This window comes from Gammaproteobacteria bacterium, from assembly GCA_029862005.1.
GTDB lineage: Bacteria > Pseudomonadota > Gammaproteobacteria.
In genome coordinates, this window is the sequence record JAOTYD010000044.1 from 1 (window position 1) to 19,037 (window position 19,037).

The following is a 19,037-nucleotide window of genomic DNA, read 5'->3' on the forward strand; positions in this document are numbered from 1 at the left end:
CACCAATTTATCAGTACACTCGCAAGCAAAGCTTAATGCGGTGGCACGTCAGTTAAATGAACGACCACGCAAGACATTAGATTTTGATACACCAGCAGAACGATTTAATGCATGTGTTGCGTCGACCAGTTGAGCTGACAGCCGAAGATTGCCCCTGGTGCTATGGATTTGAGTGTCAGCTTACAAGAAAGCAGACTCTGAAATCCTAAAACTCAGCGGCAGAGACCGACCCAATTGAGACACTCACCTTAAGCTGGCTTTTATCAGCAGTTTTTCTTTAGTGCTAGCAACCGCCGGTACAATTTCCTTTGTCGTTGAAAGACATGGTGCGTCCGCTTAGTGGTACATGAACTTTGGCCTTGGTCAATTTCTTAAACAACGCCAAACGCGTGCCTTCAATAATCTTACCACCTGATGTTGATGGCTGGTTGGCATGCGAGGCGATAATCGACTCGGGTTTAACCAGATTGTTGAGCACCCAGGCAGCTTCCTTAGGCCCGGTGGTGAAGGTATCGCCGATGTTAATCACCACCAGTTTCGCCTTGTAGTGATCCCGCACCACAGTTTCCTGCTCGGCAGTGATCCCGGTATCCCCGGAAAGATAGGCCGCCAATCCATTCGAGAAAGTAAGTACATAACCTGTCGGTGGCCCGGCGTAGGCAGTGAGACCGGCGGCGTTGAGCATTTCTCCGAGTTCGCCACCGATCATGCCGCCTGCTATTCCGTTGGAATGTACAGCCGGAACCGTGGTAATGGTGACACCGCCAACTTTGCGTGACGCGCCGAAACGGACTAGTTGCGAATTCTTCGGATCACTACCCAGAGACTTCAGTTTAGCTGCGAAGAACTTAGGCATTTCACTGCCGGTGACAATTTTTGCACTCTTTACGTGTGCGATGTTGGCAGCGTTAGTGTTGGGCAACGCACTGACGGGAAATTTCGTGCTTTTGCAATCACCATTTCCGGGGGCAGCGATATGCTTGTCGCCGACATGATCGCCGTGCATGTGACTGATCAGTACCGCGTCGATTTTACCCAGCCGCGGATCGTCAGGACCGGCTACGGTACGGCCAGGATCGTAGAGCAAACGGGTGCCATCCGGATCTTCCAGGATCATGGCCCGGTCCAGCTGGCAAAATTCGCCCTCCATGCTGCCCAACGGAGTGATTTTAACATCTGCGGTCGCGGCTGATTGCGCTGACAGGGTCACTGCCGCCAATGCCGCAGCGAAATAAATGGTGCGTATGTCTGGTTTCATATGGGACTCCTTTGTGTGATTAGTTTTATACCAGTCTATTACCTAGCGATCGAGCATACAAATCACCTTTAACAGTGAAGGTTGAATCACTGAATGAAGTTATGTGTGAGCGTCTGTATATGGCCGAAGATTGTCTCCTGCCAGGACTTGACGAGGGTTGGCTTACGAGAAAGCTGCCGCACAAATTCGATTTATCAGCGACGATAACCAATCCACAACAGTCATTGGTAAATTTAATCGGGTAAACCTGCTTTGCGTAGTCCTTCTGCGAAACGCACTATCTCGGCTGGGTCGCGATAGGTGAGATTATCCGTATACTCGTTTATTGAAAAATTTGGATTCACTTTAATAATCTCTGCTGCCGAGACCATGGCGGCTTCGATCTGACCTGATTCACCCAGAATCTCGGTAAGGCCGATTTGCCCCTCTAGAGAATCCGAATCTCGGCGGATCATCTCAGAAAAAGCACCAATTGATTCCTCTGTCATGCCAAGTGATCTGAAAACCTGGCCCAGTGCTGCGAGGTACCACAACGGATATACCGGACTCAAACGCATTGCTTTTCGAATACGCTCCAAGGCTATCTCGGATTCTCCGCATTTATTCAACACAATGGCGGAAACCCCAAGATTGTTGGCATTGTTGGGTGCCATTTCAACTGATTTGTTAGTGTTGATTGTCGCCTCATCAAACTGTTTCGAATTGAGACAAAGGAGTGACAGCATAGAGTAAGCATCGGCAAAAGACGGGTCGCATTCAAGCGCTCTTTGTGCGTATTCTTGTGAAAATTTCAATGCCTGTTCACGCTCTACCTTGGGATACCTGGCATCTTCTTCCATATGAAAATAGCATCCGGCAAGTAAATCCCAGGCTGCTGCAAAATTCGAATCGGCCTCAATCGCTTTCCTGGCGAGCCGAATTACTTCATGATGATTTTCCGTTCGGTAGGCATTTAGTAAATCACGAGCCATCCGGAAATATTCCCAAGCCTGTAGGTTCTGTGTTCCACTGGACCAAAATCGTGATTGCTCCCCTGCCAGTAATTGAACGTCGAGGGCCGAAACTATTTCACGCATTATCTCGTCCTGTACTGCAAAGAAATCTTCCAGATCACGGTCGTAGCGTTCCGCCCAAATATGCTGGTTGGTGGCAGCATCTATGAGCTGAGCTGTTACCCTCACTCGGTTGCCAGATTTGCGTACACTACCCTCAAGAACATAATGCACACCCAGGTCACGACCCACTTGCTTGACGTCAACCGCCTTGCCTTTGTATGTAAAAGTCGAGTTTCGCGCAATAACCGTCAATGCCGAGGTTTTGGATAACGCGGTGATGATGTCTTCGGAAATTCCGTCGCTGAAGAATTCCTGCTCGGGATCACTGCTCATATTTGTAAAAGGTAACACCGCAATAGATGGTTTCTTGGGTAAGCGGTGCCCTTCCGCTTTTGACTGTATTTTTAGATGCGACTCGGAAATTTCACTCCCAGACTTAAGACTGGCTGAATAGACCTTAACAGGCTCTTCGAATCCCTTGACTAGTTGTTCTCCTAAGTTCTCGTATTCGAAAGGCAGGCGTTTAGGAACCGTCTCGTATGCTGCTCCCTGAATACATACTCCGCCATTCTTGGCCAGCTGCTCCAGTCGTTGCGCTAGCACTACACCCTCGCCAGTTACCGTATTATCAGCAATTACTACCTCACCCATTGCAATACCAACTCGAAGCACGGGTTGAAAGTCATCAGATATTTCTTCATTAGAACTGATGTTGGCGGCCTGAAAAGCTAGGGATGCGTTAAGTGCGTCTGACGCCCTGCTAAATTCGGCCACCAGCGCATCCCCTCGAATCTCGTGAGCGATTCCGTTATGGCTGCTGATGGTTTCAGAAAACCGTCTAAACGTATCTTGAATGCGTTCGTGCGCCAGGGTTTCGTTACGTTGTACGAGCGAGGTCGAGCCGACCACATCGGCATGGAGGATTACAGCTAGCTTTCGAGATAGTTGATCCTTTTCCATGGATTGCCTTGTTGAATATAATTGGGAAAATTCTATCACAAGCAGTTTTCGGATGATTTTAGGTTTAGAAACTGGCGAGAGTCCGCTCCTGGCCGTAGGTTGTCGCTGACCACTTCGTTTTGAGCGGCAGCTTTGGAGCAAATAGGCCTTTGGAACGGGATTCTAGAAGGCGACAAACGACCTAACGGAGACACTCGACGCTAACCAAATAAAATAAACTTCTTTTATTTCAACACTATAAGTATAAAGAGAAACAATAGTCGGTGGTTACCAAGCGAGTAACATAGCGTTGGTACCTTTTATGCTAAGAACGAAACTCGGGGGAAAGCATGAAAAGATTGCTCACTATTCTCGCGTTGGAGATGCTGTTGCCGATTGCAGTTTTTTCCAAAGTGTTGTTTGCTAGCTAAACACGACTATGGACTACTTTCGACTAATGGCCGTAGCAATTATGCTGCTAATAGCTAGTGTACTACCTGCAAATAATGTCTTTGCTATGGAAGCATGCACAATTGAAGAAGGAATGATATTTGAAGACTGGCAAAGCTGGCAGAAATTGACACACACTCATTTTTTCGAAAGGCCACAGCGAAACCTGGGTAGATGTTTATGTCAATGAGCTTGCTGAAGAGACCTATCGTAATACCGCTGGGCCATATCTTGTTTGCGCAAAAATTGTCAAGGCCTCTTATGATGACGAAGATGGGAAAGAGTTCAGGAGTCTAACCGTGATGGTAAAAATGCCGGACGGATATGATCCCGAAAACGGCGATTGGTAGTATGCAATTTATCATGATGTTGCAGGCATTAAGCCTGTTAAACAGGGGAGGCTCTACAACGATTGTATTTTATGTCATAAAGGTGCGTCCGATACGGATTATCTTTTCTCAAAAGACGTGATGGTTGAGGTTGACAAAAATTGATAATGTTGCCGTTTGGCAGTTTTCGATATAGTTTTAATGCGGATAGTCATTTTTGTAATCTATCGGTTTTCAATTCCTATTTAGTAATTCAATTTCATAACTACATAAAAATAATTCCAGCGCCAACTAGCGAGTTAAGTATCACTTTATGATCTCGCACCAAAACCAAAAAAGCACTCGTAAGCCGGCAACTATCCGATAGGTTCCCAATATCGGCTGGGTAGCCTCGATTAGACAGTAATTTATAGGACGAGTATGATTGCCGATATCGATTGCCACCAGCGTCGATGTCGATCATGACCGTTGCCGAAGCTGCAGATTCTACTGGTACCTCGACCGTCGAAACCCGGTCGATCCTACCATATGGTATTACTGCGTTTTTTGGTGCCGGTGTGTCGATACTGGTGTGCTACGGCAAGACATTCCTGCTCGCGATTCCCGCGCTGTTCACAGGTAGTATGCCCGAATTCAATCCGCACTTGCAGGCCGTGCTGATGTGGGGGTTTGGAGCGATCGCCGTATACGGCCTGATACAAGACCGCAGGATTCACGGCAGTCTGGTGCCGACGGTGCTCGGTGTCGTCTCAGTGGTCACCATAATCGCAACCCTCTACGGTTATTACCTGGTTGCGGCCGAATCTTTCGGCTATGTATTACTTTTATCGGCGGCATTCACTAATCAAATTATGATTCTCAACTTTCTCAACCGCGAAGTGAAATTCAAGGCGCTGGAAGTCGAGGAGCTGAATTCCGATCTCGAGGCACGGGTCCGGGAGCAGGTTAACGAAATCGACCGCCTGAACCAGCTCAGGCGCTTTCTGTCACCCGAGGTCGCAAACCTGGTTACCGAACAGCAGGAAAAAACCATGCTGCAAAGCCATCGCGCTTATATCGCCACGGTATTTTGCGACTTGCGCGGGTTCACCTCTTTTTCAGTCAACATGGAACCCGAGGAGGTCATGAATGTGCTACAGGCCTACCACGAGAGCTTGGGGCAGCTGGTGGCCGACTATCAGGGTACCATCGACCACCGTGCGGGCGACGGCATGATGGTATTTTTCAACGATCCGCTGCCTTGCGACGAACCGGTATTGAGGGCGGTAGAACTTGCGTTAAGTATGCGCGAGCGCTTCAATGAAATGAACCGTGACTGGCACAGGCGCGGCTACGAGCTCGGATTTGGCGTTGGCATCGCCAGTGGCTATGCCACGCTTGGAATAGTGGGCTATGAAGGCCGTTACGACTACACTGCAAACGGCAACGCGGTCAACCTCTGCGCCCGCCTGAGTGATGAAGCCGGAGACGGGCAGGTATTGATCGACCACAAGACTTACGTCGAGATCGAGGATAAAGTCGAGGTGGAAGCCGCTGGCGAACTGGAACTGAAAGGTTTCGTTAGCAAAACCCGGGTCTACGATTTACTCAGCCTGCGCGTTAGTTGATCCTTTTCGATCTGCGGCAAACGCGATTGAGACGAGCGTCCGCTACTGGCCGGAGATTGCCCCCTACCAGTGCCTGGCGAGCGTCTGCTAACGAGAAAGCTGCCGCTTAAAATATGTTAAGCAGTGGCGATTTGCGACCCAATATAGATACTTACACCCGTTCTCAACTTCTAGCGCAGTGGGCACTTTGGTCCGGTTGCATGCGCTTGTTAGGGGCAAATGACAGTTTTGTTGTATTCCTTAACGCCAATAAATCCCCCTTTCATTGAGTTACTCTATAGTAACAAAGTGATGATTTCACTCGTCGAACGAACAAGGCGTCAGTCTCATTCTTGGGCCCTGCCCGAGTAACCAGGTTGTCAGTTTATCGGGATCCACGCCGAAACCATCCCACAGGTCCCCAAGGTCAATCTTTGAATAGATCGAGCCTGATTGAAAGTCGGGACTGTCGAAGAGATATGGAAAGCTACCTTTCCAGCGGCCGCCGCATACACAATTTCGGGTTGGCTCCGGTGAACATTCCCATCGACGCCGCATCAACAGTCTTTGTCCCGCTACCGTGTTCTCGCAAGCGACAGACGGAAAACCAGCGCCGAGCGCGATGTAGATCGGGGCGGTATCCTGCGACAGACCCTCGCATTTAACAAGTTCGAAATGTGGGTCGATGATATCGACCGGTGATACTTCTCCAGATGCGTAGCGTTTTTCGAGTTCGGCCTCGAGTTCGCCCAGCGGCGTATCGGGGTCACTCGGTCTCAGCACACGCCTGTGAAATGCTGCGGCGCCAAGCGCTATCTCACTTTTATCGATGACCTTGCCGGGCGTGCCGTCCCAACTCGCGAGTGCACTAGCAACAGTGGCGAAATGATCCATCGCCTTTTCCCTGCAAACATTGGGTTGTATCTGGTAAGGCCAGGGCTCCGTGAGCTGCCAGACGGTTTCACCGTTTTGGCGATCTTTCAGTAGGTAGGTTATATCCGTGAATCGCCCGACGTTCTTACTGATTTTCCAACCTTTCGGGGGATAGATTTTCGGGAGATAATTTATCATCGTGAACGGGTGGGAGTCGGGCCTAATGATTTGCCAATCTTTCGGGACATAGATGATATCCGGCTTTGAGGCTCTACTTTCCAGGGAGTATCTGGCGGCTGTGCCCTGTTGCACCAGCGTCAGGCCGCTTTGGGCCAGCCAGTTGGCCAATACCTCGCCGAACTGCTTCTCGTACAAATAGAACTTTGAGCCCGCCCAACTCCGACAGCCGAAACCGGGTCCATCCCCTTGTGGCTGATGAATCATGATACTGTCTTTGACGATCGCGGTGGGGGTAACGCTGACCGGAGGTCTGAGCTGCTTCGGCGAGTTCGTTATGCCACAGCCAACGAGTAAAAAAATACATGCGGCCAATGCCGCAATGCGACCGAGGTCGACGCCCGAACTAAACAGGCGACAGCTAATTATGGACTTTTCCAAGTGCTTCTCCCGTGGGCATAGTATAAATAACTAGAAGAATAAAAGTTCTATTTGCCAGTATCAATCGGCGAAATCAAATCCAGAATCTATCCTTTTTCTGTTATTTACTGTAATGCCCGAATAATTGCCCACCGTTTTGTCTTTTGTTCCCCAATGTTCAACAGTTGATTATTTGGAGGGCTCAATTGGTGTGTTATGCAATTGGTACAAACATTGCGATATTAAGCAAAATTTTGTCACCCATTTTCAATAAGCTCTATGTCCATTCGTGGCCGAAATCCGTATCTGTGATCGAATCTACGAGCATCTATGATAGATAAAGTGGTCCCATTCCCGAAGCAACAAAAAATCGACTCCTGTTGATTCGAGTCAATATTTTGCGATCCCTTTGCGACAACATAACCAGCAAAGATATTTGGTTGTGTTTGTAATCGCTAGTAAAACAAGCTAAAAATGAAGAGACCCCACAAACGGTTAATATTGGCGACGCTGGTTATCTTGGGGACTGCGTCTCTTCTGGATGTTTATTGGGCATGGGTGGGCGCATCAGAAGAAAAGATCCAACAGCCCTGGGATAGAACACAGCTGGAGCGTGGCTTAGAGATATATGATAAGTACTGTGCGCTCTGTCATGGCGACAATGGCGAAGGCTATGCAGCCGATAATGCCAATGCGCTGAATAACCAGGATTTCCTTGTTTCCGTTAGCGATAATTTTTTATGGGAGAGTATCGCAAAAGGGCGCCCTAAAACGGCAATGGCCGCACATGCAAAGCTTTATGGGGGACCTCTTGAAGACGCAGATATCGACTCACTGGTAGCCTTGATCCGTAGCTGGCAACACGAGGCGTCCGTAATTTTTACCGCTGAACCGATTCTTGGCGATCCCGTATCGGGTCGGACCGCGTACAACAATTTCTGTGCTAGTTGCCACGGTGATCAAGGTCAGGGCGTGACGGCGGTAAGTCTGAACAATCCCGAATTCTTGGCCCTGGCCTCCGACGAGCAAATTCGAATAGCCATTATTAATGGCCGCCGTGAAACACCGATGGTGGCTTATCGGGACTTGCTTTCGGAAGATACGATCGACGACTTGGTTGCCCTGATCCTTAGTTGGAAGCGAGATGTTCCGAGACGAATTGAGGAACCGGAGCTGACGGATTTTCCAGAGGTAGTGTTAAATCCTGATGGTCCATCACCGCAATTTTCGTTGCGGGAAGGTCGATACGTGTCAGCAGAGCAGCTAGATGCAGCGATGCGCGCCGGGTTTAGGATGATCATACTTGACGCCCGCCCACCATCGGACTGGTTTCTGGCGCACATACCGGGTGCCATCCCGGCTCCCGCATACGATCCGGATTCAGTCATTGTGCTGCTGCCCGAAGACGATACCTGGATTATTTCCTACTGCGCTTGCCCGCACAAATACTCTGATCAATTAACCAATGCGCTCAGAAGCGCCGGATATAGAAATTCAGTCGTACTGGACGAAGGCGTCAGGTGGTGGCAGCAAAATGGATATCCGATGAAGTACGGGCCCTGATCTCGGGATAAGGATTTAAACTGGCTTAACTCCAAATAATTGCCAGAGTCTGATTATGGCCGAAGGACGAAGCCCAGGTAGCGCTTCTGAGTGTCTGTTATCGGGAAAGCTGCTTACCGCATGAGCTGTTGATTTTAACTTCTCATTCCGAGATGAAATATTCGATCGAAAATTTATTCTACCGTTTGATGGAACATGGTTATTCACCAATAGAAATTGGCTTTTGGCTGCGGAACATGAGTGCCAGTGGAATCCCGATAAGCGAAATAAATGCGGCCGCCAAGAAAGCATCGCTGTAGGCGATCATTTCCGCCTGACGTAACACTTCTTGTTCCAGGGCGATCAGACCCTGCGGTTCGTGTGGATCCCAGTACTCTGGAATTGCCAGCAAACGAAAACGATCATTAAATGGGTTTATGTAAGCGCCAACAACCGAGTGGGCGACCTGGGTCATGCGAGTCAGGATGGTGACAATTGCAGCGATACCGACAGTGGCACCAGTGAACAACAGGGTGTAATAAAGTGCGAAACCCTCGGTCTTTAAATGATTTGGTAAAGTTGAGAAGGTTAGTGTGTTGATCGCGATAAAAATAGCTCCAGCCGCTGCACCTTGCACCATATTGATCCAGAACACCTCGACAGTGCTAACGTCCGCTGTCCATTCGGCCATCATGTAGCCTGAAACCAGTGCGAGGATGAAAGACACCACCAGCACAGTCTTCGGAGGTAAATAACGGTCATATCGGGCCAGCAATGCCGAAGCAAACATTAGCCCCGCTCCACGAGATAACAGTAAGATGCCGGTGTCGAGCACTGGATATCCCGCTACCTGCTCTAGCATCAGCGGTAGAATTACCAGTGGCAGGGTTGCTATCGCACCATTTGCCAGCGCTAATACCAATCCCAGGCAATAATTAAAATCACGGAAAAGCGCCGGTCGGAAAAAAGGATGATCCGTGGTCAGTGAGTGGACGACGAAATAATAGAGTCCGAGGGCTCCGAGGCAAATTTCGATGATGATCTCATAGGAGTCGAACCAGTCGAGGCGTTCTCCCCGGCTAAAAGCAATCTGAAATGCAGTCACACAGACGATGATTGCCAACAGACCCAACCAGTCTAGTTGGTTGTCGGACTCCGGTTCGGTCGGGGGTAATACCACTATGGCAGCGATGAATACGATGACGGTTAACGGTATATTGAAATAGAATATCCACGGCCAGGTCATGAATTCGACGATAGCACCACCTGCGGCTGGTCCGAGAACTCCTCCACCAATAATTCCCAGGGTCCAGATCGCTGTCGCTGAACCATGCCGTTCGCGGGGAAACACATCAACCGTAATTGCTTGACTGAGGGGTAACATCGGTGCGCCAAAAATTCCCTGGATTAAGCGCCAGGCGACCTCCTCTTCAATTGTTGTCGCGGACCCGCACATAAACAGGCTGATGCCGAATCCGAATAGCGCGATCAAGAATACCTGCTTGCGACCGAAGCGACTGGCAAGCCAGCCCGTGCAAGCGATGGTAATAACGGAGCCCATGATGAACGCCGTCATCACCCACGAAATTTGATCCGGCGTGGCGGAAAATGTGCCCTGCATATGTCCTAAGCTGACACCCGCAATCGACCAGATGAACTCAAATACCCAGCCGCCACCAATGGCTGTCAGGACGATGAGGGCGCGTTGCAGTCCTGTCACAGCGATATCTGGTTCAGTGGTCATGGTGAATGCCGATACTCGCCAGGCTAGCCTTGATAAAACTGCCGAGTGGGCGTTCGAAACCGGTATCAATCTCCACGGTTGCGGTTAAGCCAGCTCTTAGCACTGGCATATCGGGTGATCTCTTTAAACGCAGTTTTACCGGCACTCGTTGTACAACTTTGACCCAGTTTCCGGTGGCGTTCTGTGCCGGTAATAAAGAAAATTCAGCGCCAGTAGCCGGGCTAAGGCTCTCTACGATGGCTTCAAAAACATTGTCGTCATAGCTGTCGATGTGAACCTTAGCGACTTGCCCTACCTTCACATGCGCAACGTGTACTTCTTTCAAATTTGCCACTATCCAGGGTTCACCTGATGCAACTAACGGGAATACGGTTTCTCCAGCTTCCACCTGTTCACCGGGTTCCAGCGTGATATCACCGAGATACCCCGAAATCGGTGCGCGCACCTTAGTTCGCCTTAAATTTAATGCTGCGCGATTTCGCATCGTCATCGTACGTAGATATCTGGGGTGCTGCTCAACGGGCAGGTCAAGGCTCCCACCTAGGTCAACAATGATCTTCAGCCTGCGTTGTTGCAGACCGCTTACCCGTTGACGTGCAGTTTCCAGATCATGTTCCGCTTCTGCCAATCCGGACTTAGAGGTAAGACTCGAAGCCACTAGCTTACTTAGACGTCCGTGTTCTGCCTTCAAATAGCGAACACGTTCTGTGGCATTTTTGATTTCTGATTCGTTTTCGAGGAACCCGGCTCTCAGAGAATCGACCTCCTGGCGAACCAAACCGAGTTCGGCCTTGCTAGCTTCGAGTTCAATCCGGAAGGGCAGAGCGTCTATGGTAAATAGTAGCTGTCCCATCTCGACGTACTGATTGTCATCCACATAAACCTTTGCAACGCGTCCATCTATCTCAGGGCTAATTGCCACGACATCGGCGCGAACGTAAGCATTATCGGTCGACGCAATACGTCCGCCCATGGCATAGAGATAAATAGCGGTGAAAATCGCCAGTAAAGGAATCAGTATTAGTAGCGAGAAGCGCAGTAGTGCCCGGGAAGAAAGCTTCATTTAATGTATCAGAAATGCAATGAAATTATTCAAATTTAATTCATGTATCTAAAATGGAATATTTGTGATCAATCACTATTTGATTATCAAATTGCAAGAAACACAAACGAGTAAATTTTGAATGATACAAGAGTTTAATTCTTGTATAATTTTTCAATGAGCCGGAAACTCCCATCACCAATTGCACTACGGTCTTTCGAGGCTGCCGCGCGGCATTTGAGCTTTACTCGCGCTGCCCAGGAATTGTTTGTAACCCAATCTGCGGTAAGCCACCAGGTGCGGGGATTAGAAGACGAACTTGGAGTTAGGCTGTTCCTGCGCCTTACCCGGCAATTACGTTTGACCGACGCTGGTGAGGCCCTTCTTTTGGTACTTCGTGAATCCTTCGATCGCATCGAGGATGCGGTCCAGGATATGAAAACCGCTAGCGTTGCTCATCCATTGCGAATCAGCCTCACTTCCTATTTTGCGGCGCGTTGGCTGACCCGACGACTAGGCAACTTCTCGGCGCTGCATCCGCAAGTTGAGATGCACCTTCATTTGATTAACGGTGACGTTGACTTTAAACGTATGGACCTGGATCTCGCCATTGTCTGGGGTACCGGTGACTGGCCGGGGCTTGAAGCCGAATTACTGATGCCGATCCAAATTATCGTAGTGTGTAGCCCGGACATACTGGTAAATGGTCCGCCATTAGAGGAGATCGCAGATCTTCAACATCACCGACTGCTCCACGAAACTGGCCGGGAACTCTGGGAGACATGGTTGATGGCCAACGGTGCCAGTGATGTGAAACCTGAACGTAATATTGAAATGGACGACCCCAATGTGTTACATCAGGCTGCCATTGAAGGACAGGGAATTGCGCTCGGCGCTAGAGCCTTGCTAGATGATGAAATTTCCCGAGGTTTGTTAATACAGCCGTTTGACAAGTCTGTGGAACTAGGGGGTTATTATATTGTGCACGCGCCCGGTGCACGCGCCCTCCCGAATGTTTCTGCCTTTTTTGATTGGTTAACTCGGGAAGCACGAGCGGCTGACACGATTTAATTATTAGAACAAATAATAAGGGACAGACCAGAATTATGGACCTTGTATAAATACTATTCGAGCACAGTGCTTACTTATTTAGTATTACTGTTCGGTCGTTCTATATTCATCGCTTATCTTTCCCTCTCCAATATCCATTTTTGCTATCGGTCATATGCTTTGAAAACAGCGACAAGTACGCGATGTGCAGATAATCATCGCCGAATTAGTTAAAAATGTAGCTCGTAAGGTCAATGCATACGAGAGTCTGCTATTGGCCGAAGGTTGCCTCCGGGATGAGATTTGTCAGCGGCTGCTATTGACAAAACAAACGCTCAACTTCGCCAAGTCAGCGGCGATAAACAACCCTTGAGAGACTCTCACATCCTTGCCCGGCTTCTCGCGTAGTGGACGATTTTCCCGACTGCAATCGCTTGTTAGGCGTTATCTCCTGGCATTGCTAGAAAAAAATGAACCTATGGATTTCATCATTAGATTCTTTAAATAATGGACAAGGGGAGGCGTTTTTGCGACCTTGTGCACTCTGACCGAATAACACAGCAAGAATTTTCGCCCGAAAAGAGGCAGTCGTCAGCAAATAAAATCGAGGAGTGAATCATGACTGAGCAAGACAAATATACCCGTTGGTTGATTGATGAAGCCGGAAAAGGGCGCATGTCACGCCGAGAGTTCCTGGGCAGGTCCAGCGCAATTGGCATTTCGCTGGCTATCGGAACGGGTCTTTTCAACGAAGCTCGTGCCGCAACCCCGAAAAAAGGTGGCCACATGCGCATGGCGATGGGACACGGTGCCACGACCGATTCCCTCGATCCTGCGACTCTTACCAATGGGCTGCAGTGGGTTGTCGCCTATGGCGTTGCCAATACCTTGACCGAACTGGATGCAAACGGCGCGTTGGTCGGCTCGCTCGCGACTGCATGGTCTTCCTCGGCAGATGCAGCTACCTGGACTTTCAAATTGCGCAAAGGAGTCGAATTCCATAATGGCAAGACGATGACAGCTGAAGATGTCATCGCGTCGATCAACTATCACCGTGGCGAAAAATCAACTTCGGTCGCCAAGCCACTAGTGGCCTCAGTCACCGAAATCAAGGCCGATGGAGACCACACCGTCGTCATTTCCCTATCGGACGGTAATGCGGATTTCCCCTTCAATTTCAATGAAGCGACATTCGGCATTTATCCCGCAAAGGACGGAAGCATCGATTGGAACGCTGGTGGCTCAGGACCGTACATCCTTACCAAGGAAGATCCCGGTCTCAGCTATAAGTTTAAACGTAATCCGAACTACTGGAAGGAAGGTTCTGCGCATGCGGATACCATCGAGATCCTCTCGATCACCGACTCCGCAGCACGGACAAACGCACTACTCACAAACGAGGTGGATGTTATTGACCGGGTCGAACTCAAGACGCTATCGCTTCTCTCGCGGAATCCAAAAGTCATCATCGAGGAAGGTTCCGGTCCTTTGCACTACACCTTTCCAATGCGGACCAGAGTAGCTCCATTTGACAACCCACACTTACGAAAGGCACTGAAGCACGCGATCAATCGAGAAGAGATTGTGGACAAAATCCTGTTCGGACATGGCGTAATTGGGAATGATCACCCGATTGGGCCTTCCTACCGCTATTATGCGGCTGATATCGAACAGAATGCTTATGACCCGGACAAAGCGCGGTTTCACATGAAGGAGTCGGGGCTAGGTAACATTACGATAGACCTGAGCGCTTCGGATGCCGCCTATAGCGGTGCTCTTGATGCGGCAGTTCTTTTCCAGGCATCGGCAAAGCAAGCCGGTGTCAACATCAATGTCGTGCGTGAGCCGAATGATGGGTACTGGTCGGATGTTTGGATGAAAAAGCCCTGGTGTGCCAGCTACTGGGGTGGCTACGCCACCGAAGACACCATGTTCACAACGGGATTTGCGCCGGGGGCGGCCTGGAATGACACACAGTGGGATCACCCACGTTTCAACGAGCTCCTTAAATCCGCGCGGGCCGAACTCGACGGAGGCAAACGGTCCGATATGTACCGAGAGATGCAGATCATATTGCGTGATGAAGGCGGAAACGTAGTTCCCATGTTCGCGAATGAAGTTCACGCACGCAACGATAAGATCGCGCATGGTGATCTATCATGGACACGTGGCTTTGACGGCCGCCGGATCATGGAACGCTGGTGGATGACCTGATCGAAAGGCGTCGCCCGTGCCCCCTCGCATGATGCGAGGCGGGGCATGAGGCAGCGAGTGCGATTCCTGACTTTGCCATAAAACCTAAGTTTGTTGTACTCACATAAACTAGAAGTAGTCTCGTTTGAACTTATGGTCCCATTGCTTTCGGAAAATCCTTTGGTCACATTCCCATGCAGTCGATATCGCGTGTAGATAAAAATGCGCGAGGTCACAGGTAATGCGAGTGTAGCTATGGGTTCTTGTTTGCCAGTCTCCCCTGCCATATTCCCATTCCCAGTCATATTCGGCGATAGCAGACAGGGGATCCGACTCGGCAATACTGAATCGGTATAATGACTTTGACCCCATTTCCATGCCGGTTTCTTCAAAACGGGTCTTGCCATTATCCGCGACTATTTCAAGTACGTTTAGATTCTGCTCGTCGTTGTACCTGATTTTCCGATGCTGACTAACGGCTCTTAAAACCGTGGTGACCTCGGGCTCACCGATTTCACTTTTACCGAAATCAGTCAGCGGTGCATGTTCCGCATTTTTACGAATCACTGGTAAATTTAGCACGCTGGAGCCCGAATAAATTGTCACCCGGGAGTTGGTCGGCGATGGCCAGGCCATCGGCCAGTAACTCGTCGATATCGCCAGCCGCAGCCTGTGCCCGGCAGGCACGACGTAAGCACTATGATTCAGCTCGACCTCGACCTCCACCTTTTCTGCTGGAATCATTGGCTCGGGTTTTGACTTATCGTTGCGTTGACTCAGGTTTAAAATGCCACGCGTGATCAGGGTACTGGATCCATCTGGCCAGACATCGCACAATCGCGCAGCCACGAGCGCTTGTGGTTGATCGCTGCTCAGCTTCAGAACCGCAACTGCGTTACCCAGAATTTCCAGTGGCCTGGTCAGCGTATCGGTATCAAAAACAAGCGATCCCGCATCTTCTTGCCGTTGGTCGCCGGGCAGTTCTTCGGCCGGCCCGAACGAGAACCAGGGCATATATTCCCCCGATAGTTGACCTGTTGTTTGTGGCGAGCAAATTTCCATCGACTGGTCGGATACGGACTCTTTAGACAACATCCCGGGGCTTAAATGAAAAATCTCGGTGTCGATTTGATCCGATGGCCAGCTGTTTAGCCCGATCCAGCGCCCGGGACGTTCATCGTAATAGGTTTGTGGTTTTACGCTGTCCTGTAGAAAGACCTGGTACTGCGCTTCCTCCATGATCCCGGTTTCATCGTCCTTCAACCACTGGTCGAACCAGCGAATCGCATCGGAGAGAAAATCTACCGTCGGGCCAGGAATGCCGAGGTGAGGATAGCGATGACACCAGGCTCCTTGCAAGCCTCGCACCGGGACCTGCAAATTTTGCAGGAGTCGGGGCACCGTGTTGGGCCAGCAATCCGCATGGCCGCTGACCGCGTAAACCGGGATCTTGATGGCGTCATAATCGGTGTCTACCGAATTGTTAAGCCAGTAATCGTCATTATGTTGATGTTCAAACCAGCGATCGAGGTAATGAGGGGTATTCTCTAACCGTTCCAGCCACAGTGTTTTCCAGTTTTGACCAACAAGTTCGGGGTCGGGCGGACGCGTATTATAGCCAAACATGATCGCCGCCCATCCGAGTGTCTGGCCTACCATACAACCCAGGTAATAACCTGCATCGTCATAATAACGTTGGTCGGTTGCGCCCAGTACAATAATAGTCTTGAGTGCTGAGGACGCTCGTTGCGCGAGCTGCAACCCTGTAATTCCACCCCAGGAAATACCCATGGTGGCAACCTTGCCATTACACCAGGGTTGTGCGGCGATCCATTCGATTACCGCAACCCCGTCGTCTATTTCCTGGTCGGTGTACTCGTCATAAAGAACCCCGTCCGAACTACCCGAGCCTCGCATATCAACTCGAACGCAGGCGTATTGGTGCTTGGCGAAATGGGCGATGGTGTTTGAATCCCGCTTTGCCGAATAGTCATCTTTTCGATAGGGGAGATATTCGAGAATAGCCGGACAGGGCTCTTCGCTATCCGGCAACCACAGCCTCGCACCGAGGCGAGATCCATCGGGCATCGAAATCCAGCAATGGTTGACTCTGGTAACCGCCATTATCAGCTATCAAAGTTAGAAATGATCAAAAGCATCACACGATTATGACAGTCGGGCCGATAGAATAAAATTCATAAAATCGAATCCTATATTTTCTCTAGCTAGACGTTGGATGATCGAGCGTGGTCGCTTAGTGAGACCAAGTAACAAAATTTGAGTATTTGTTCCTTATATCGGATAGGTTGAGAGTCCGCTGTTGGCCGAAGATTGCCTCCCACCTGGGCTTTATGAGCGTCTCCTTTGGAGAAAACAAACCCTCAAATCTTATATTTCAGCAGCTGAGATCGACCTATTGGTTTTGCTTCGATTTAGTGAACGGCTGAACTTTGTCTTGTTCCGCTGGATCATTTCGAGCGACGACGGCGCGCGCCGGTTCGGTTGCACTGAGATTAATTGCTTCGTGAGGAACACCCGGCGGGACAAAAAGGAAGTCGCCTGCTTGGCTAACCACTTCGTACTCGAGTGTTGGCCCCCAACGCGTACAAACGGTTCCCTCCAAGACGTAGATACCGGTTTCATAGCCAACGTGGATATGCGGTTCGGCCCGACCGCCTGGCGGGATGACAACCAGGTGCATGGATAGTCCCGTGGCATGAACAGTCTGTCCTGAAATGCCTATAAAATAGGGCAGACGCTGCCGTGTCATGACCTCGCGGTCTGGCCTGACGTTCTGGACCTTGGGCTCATGGATGTTCATCGTGACGGTCCTCTAGTATTGGTATTCATGACGCTTAAAGTAGAATTAAAAGGTAATTGGCCTATTAACATATTATCACCTTATTACTGGAAGTCCTTTCCTGGCCGTAAGTCGAAGCCTGTAAACGGCTTACGGGCGTACGCATTGGAGAAAAACAGTACTCATACCAGTATATATTCGTAAAAAAATGCCCTCGCGACTGTAGGTATCAATTTCGGTAACATCTCAAGGTCAGTCTTTTCAGTTTTTTCATAAAATGCGAACTTCCATAATGACGGGCGTTGCCCTTGTTGCCGCGCTTCTATTTCTGTACAAAGCGAGCGCAGCTGGCATTGATCTTCACTGGCTTTGGGATAATCAATGCGCTGAATGCCACGGTCACTCGGGCGATTTTGCACGTAAGTTTCTGAAGGCTGATGGCGGCCAACTTGAGGGGCGCCATCATACGGAGGATCTTCGTGGTTATATGCGAAACCATTATGCATCTGAAATTGAGGTCGACGCTATTTACGAAATGCTACTGGCACAAACTCAAACAGAACCTCGTTTCAAGCAAGAATGCGGTAGATGCCACGGCACAGCTGCACGCTTCGTTCGTCAAGCAATTGTCCTGCAAAAAGGCGTGCCTTTAAGTCGAAAATCCGGGCAGGACATACGAAGATTTATGGATCAACATCGAGGGTTGCAAAAAGAGGATGCGGAATTCTTCACAGCGTTGCTTTACCGCATTGCACGAGAAGTTTTTCGGCTATAGTTCGTGATAATGCCGATTTACCCTATGCCCAGACCAAGTATTGTGTCGAGAGTCTGATATTGGCCGAAGCACGACCCTGGCGTTACAGATTTGAGTATCTGCTAACGGGAGATTTGGCCTCGAGAGTGGCGCAGTTTAGCCCGGTATGGCCCGAGTAATGCCGCCGACAAAATCGCCGCGGAGTCGAACATCCTGGTGAATGATAGGGAGCCTCTTGCTTTGTTATCTTTTTAGCAATAACGTCACAGATTGGCACGGCGTAGGTAACAAACGGCAGGGTCAACTTTAATCCGCTCAACCTGTGGCCGTTTCAATCGCGAAATGGTCATGTGCTTTTATGAGCAGTTCGAAGGTGAATGGGGTGACTTTCCCCGAAACTAAGCAGCCACGTACACCGTTTCAATACAGTGAGACCGTTCTAACCAGAGGAGATTGGACATGAAATTCTACAACAAGTTTGCTGTGGTTTTCCTTGCCATTTTATGGGTATCCCTTCTCGGATGCGCATCAACAGCCACGCAAGAGGGAACCGGAGAGTATCTCGACAGCACCGTCATCACCACCAAAGTGAAGGCCGCCATTTTTAACGAACCCACCCTTAAATCCTTCGAGATCAACGTTGAAACCTTCAAGGGTGTCGTCCAGTTGAGTGGCTTCGTCAACTCCCAGGCCGACATCGACAAAGCGGTGGAAATCGTGCAACAAATCAAGGGCGTGAAATCCGTCAAGAACGATATGAAGCTTAAGTGACGTTGACTCTCATCTAATCCGTTAAGGGCTGCGAGGGCAAAACGTGGGCGTCCG

At 49.7% G+C, this 19,037-nt stretch carries 14 protein-coding genes; 7 read left to right on the top strand and 7 right to left on the bottom strand.

What is annotated here, in order from left to right:
• On the top strand, positions 1-133 hold a 133-nt coding region (locus OES20_17165), incomplete at its 5' end, for an IS30 family transposase (GenBank protein ID MDH3636429.1).
• 150 nt (positions 134-283) lie between these two features.
• On the opposite strand, the gene OES20_17170 is transcribed toward OES20_17165, so the two are convergent.
• Positions 284-1,258 carry an MBL fold metallo-hydrolase gene (locus tag OES20_17170; GenBank protein MDH3636430.1) on the bottom strand — a complete coding sequence of 325 codons (975 nt, stop codon included), beginning with the start codon at positions 1,256-1,258 and terminating at the stop codon, positions 284-286.
• A 233-nt stretch (positions 1,259-1,491) separates the two neighbouring features.
• Positions 1,492-3,273: a hypothetical protein gene (locus tag OES20_17175; protein ID MDH3636431.1), complete on the bottom strand. Its 1,782-nt coding sequence runs from the start codon at positions 3,271-3,273 to the stop codon at positions 1,492-1,494.
• A gap of 1,210 nt (positions 3,274-4,483) precedes the next feature.
• Between OES20_17175 and OES20_17180 the strand changes: the two genes are divergently transcribed.
• Complete coding sequence (locus tag OES20_17180) at positions 4,484-5,638, top strand: adenylate/guanylate cyclase domain-containing protein (GenBank protein ID MDH3636432.1); 1,155 nt, start codon at positions 4,484-4,486, stop codon at positions 5,636-5,638.
• 297 nt (positions 5,639-5,935) lie between these two features.
• Here the strand turns inward: OES20_17180 and OES20_17185 are convergent, their stop codons facing one another.
• The gene (locus tag OES20_17185) at positions 5,936-7,108 is read right to left on the bottom strand and encodes a hypothetical protein (protein MDH3636433.1); all 1,173 of its coding nucleotides are present in this window, start codon (positions 7,106-7,108) and stop codon (positions 5,936-5,938) included.
• A 480-nt stretch (positions 7,109-7,588) separates the two neighbouring features.
• On the opposite strand from OES20_17185, the gene OES20_17190 reads away from it, so the two are divergent.
• A complete protein-coding gene (locus OES20_17190; GenBank protein ID MDH3636434.1) occupies positions 7,589-8,650 on the top strand; it encodes a c-type cytochrome in 1,062 nt (353 codons plus the stop codon).
• A 199-nt stretch (positions 8,651-8,849) separates the two neighbouring features.
• Here the strand turns inward: OES20_17190 and OES20_17195 are convergent, their stop codons facing one another.
• The gene (locus tag OES20_17195) at positions 8,850-10,373 is read right to left on the bottom strand and encodes a DHA2 family efflux MFS transporter permease subunit (protein MDH3636435.1); all 1,524 of its coding nucleotides are present in this window, start codon (positions 10,371-10,373) and stop codon (positions 8,850-8,852) included.
• The gene (locus OES20_17200) at positions 10,363-11,436 is read right to left on the bottom strand and encodes an HlyD family secretion protein (protein ID MDH3636436.1); all 1,074 of its coding nucleotides are present in this window, start codon (positions 11,434-11,436) and stop codon (positions 10,363-10,365) included. The genes OES20_17195 and OES20_17200 overlap by 11 nt, the downstream gene beginning before the upstream one ends.
• A gap of 156 nt (positions 11,437-11,592) precedes the next feature.
• On the opposite strand from OES20_17200, the gene gcvA reads away from it, so the two are divergent.
• Together gcvA and OES20_17210 are read left to right on the top strand one after the other, a co-directional pair.
• On the top strand, positions 11,593-12,486 hold the full coding sequence (gcvA, locus tag OES20_17205; protein MDH3636437.1) for a transcriptional regulator GcvA: 894 nt from the start codon (positions 11,593-11,595) through the stop codon (positions 12,484-12,486).
• 597 nt (positions 12,487-13,083) lie between these two features.
• Positions 13,084-14,679, top strand: coding sequence for an ABC transporter substrate-binding protein (locus tag OES20_17210; GenBank protein MDH3636438.1), 1,596 nt, complete (start codon positions 13,084-13,086; stop codon positions 14,677-14,679).
• Positions 14,680-14,787: 108 nt separating this feature from the next.
• Here OES20_17210 and OES20_17215 read toward each other — a convergent pair whose 3' ends face one another.
• Both OES20_17215 and OES20_17220 read right to left on the bottom strand, forming a co-directional pair.
• Entirely contained in the window at positions 14,788-16,782 is a 1,995-nt protein-coding gene (locus tag OES20_17215; GenBank protein ID MDH3636439.1) for a CocE/NonD family hydrolase, read from the bottom strand.
• Positions 16,783-17,071: 289 nt separating this feature from the next.
• The gene (locus OES20_17220) at positions 17,072-17,479 is read right to left on the bottom strand and encodes a cupin domain-containing protein (GenBank protein MDH3636440.1); all 408 of its coding nucleotides are present in this window, start codon (positions 17,477-17,479) and stop codon (positions 17,072-17,074) included.
• A 271-nt stretch (positions 17,480-17,750) separates the two neighbouring features.
• Between OES20_17220 and OES20_17225 the strand changes: the two genes are divergently transcribed.
• A complete protein-coding gene (locus OES20_17225) occupies positions 17,751-18,233 on the top strand; it encodes a hypothetical protein (GenBank protein ID MDH3636441.1) in 483 nt (160 codons plus the stop codon).
• A gap of 438 nt (positions 18,234-18,671) precedes the next feature.
• Positions 18,672-18,983 carry a BON domain-containing protein gene (locus OES20_17230; protein ID MDH3636442.1) on the top strand — a complete coding sequence of 104 codons (312 nt, stop codon included), beginning with the start codon at positions 18,672-18,674 and terminating at the stop codon, positions 18,981-18,983.
• The last annotated feature ends 54 nt before the right edge of the window (positions 18,984-19,037 follow it).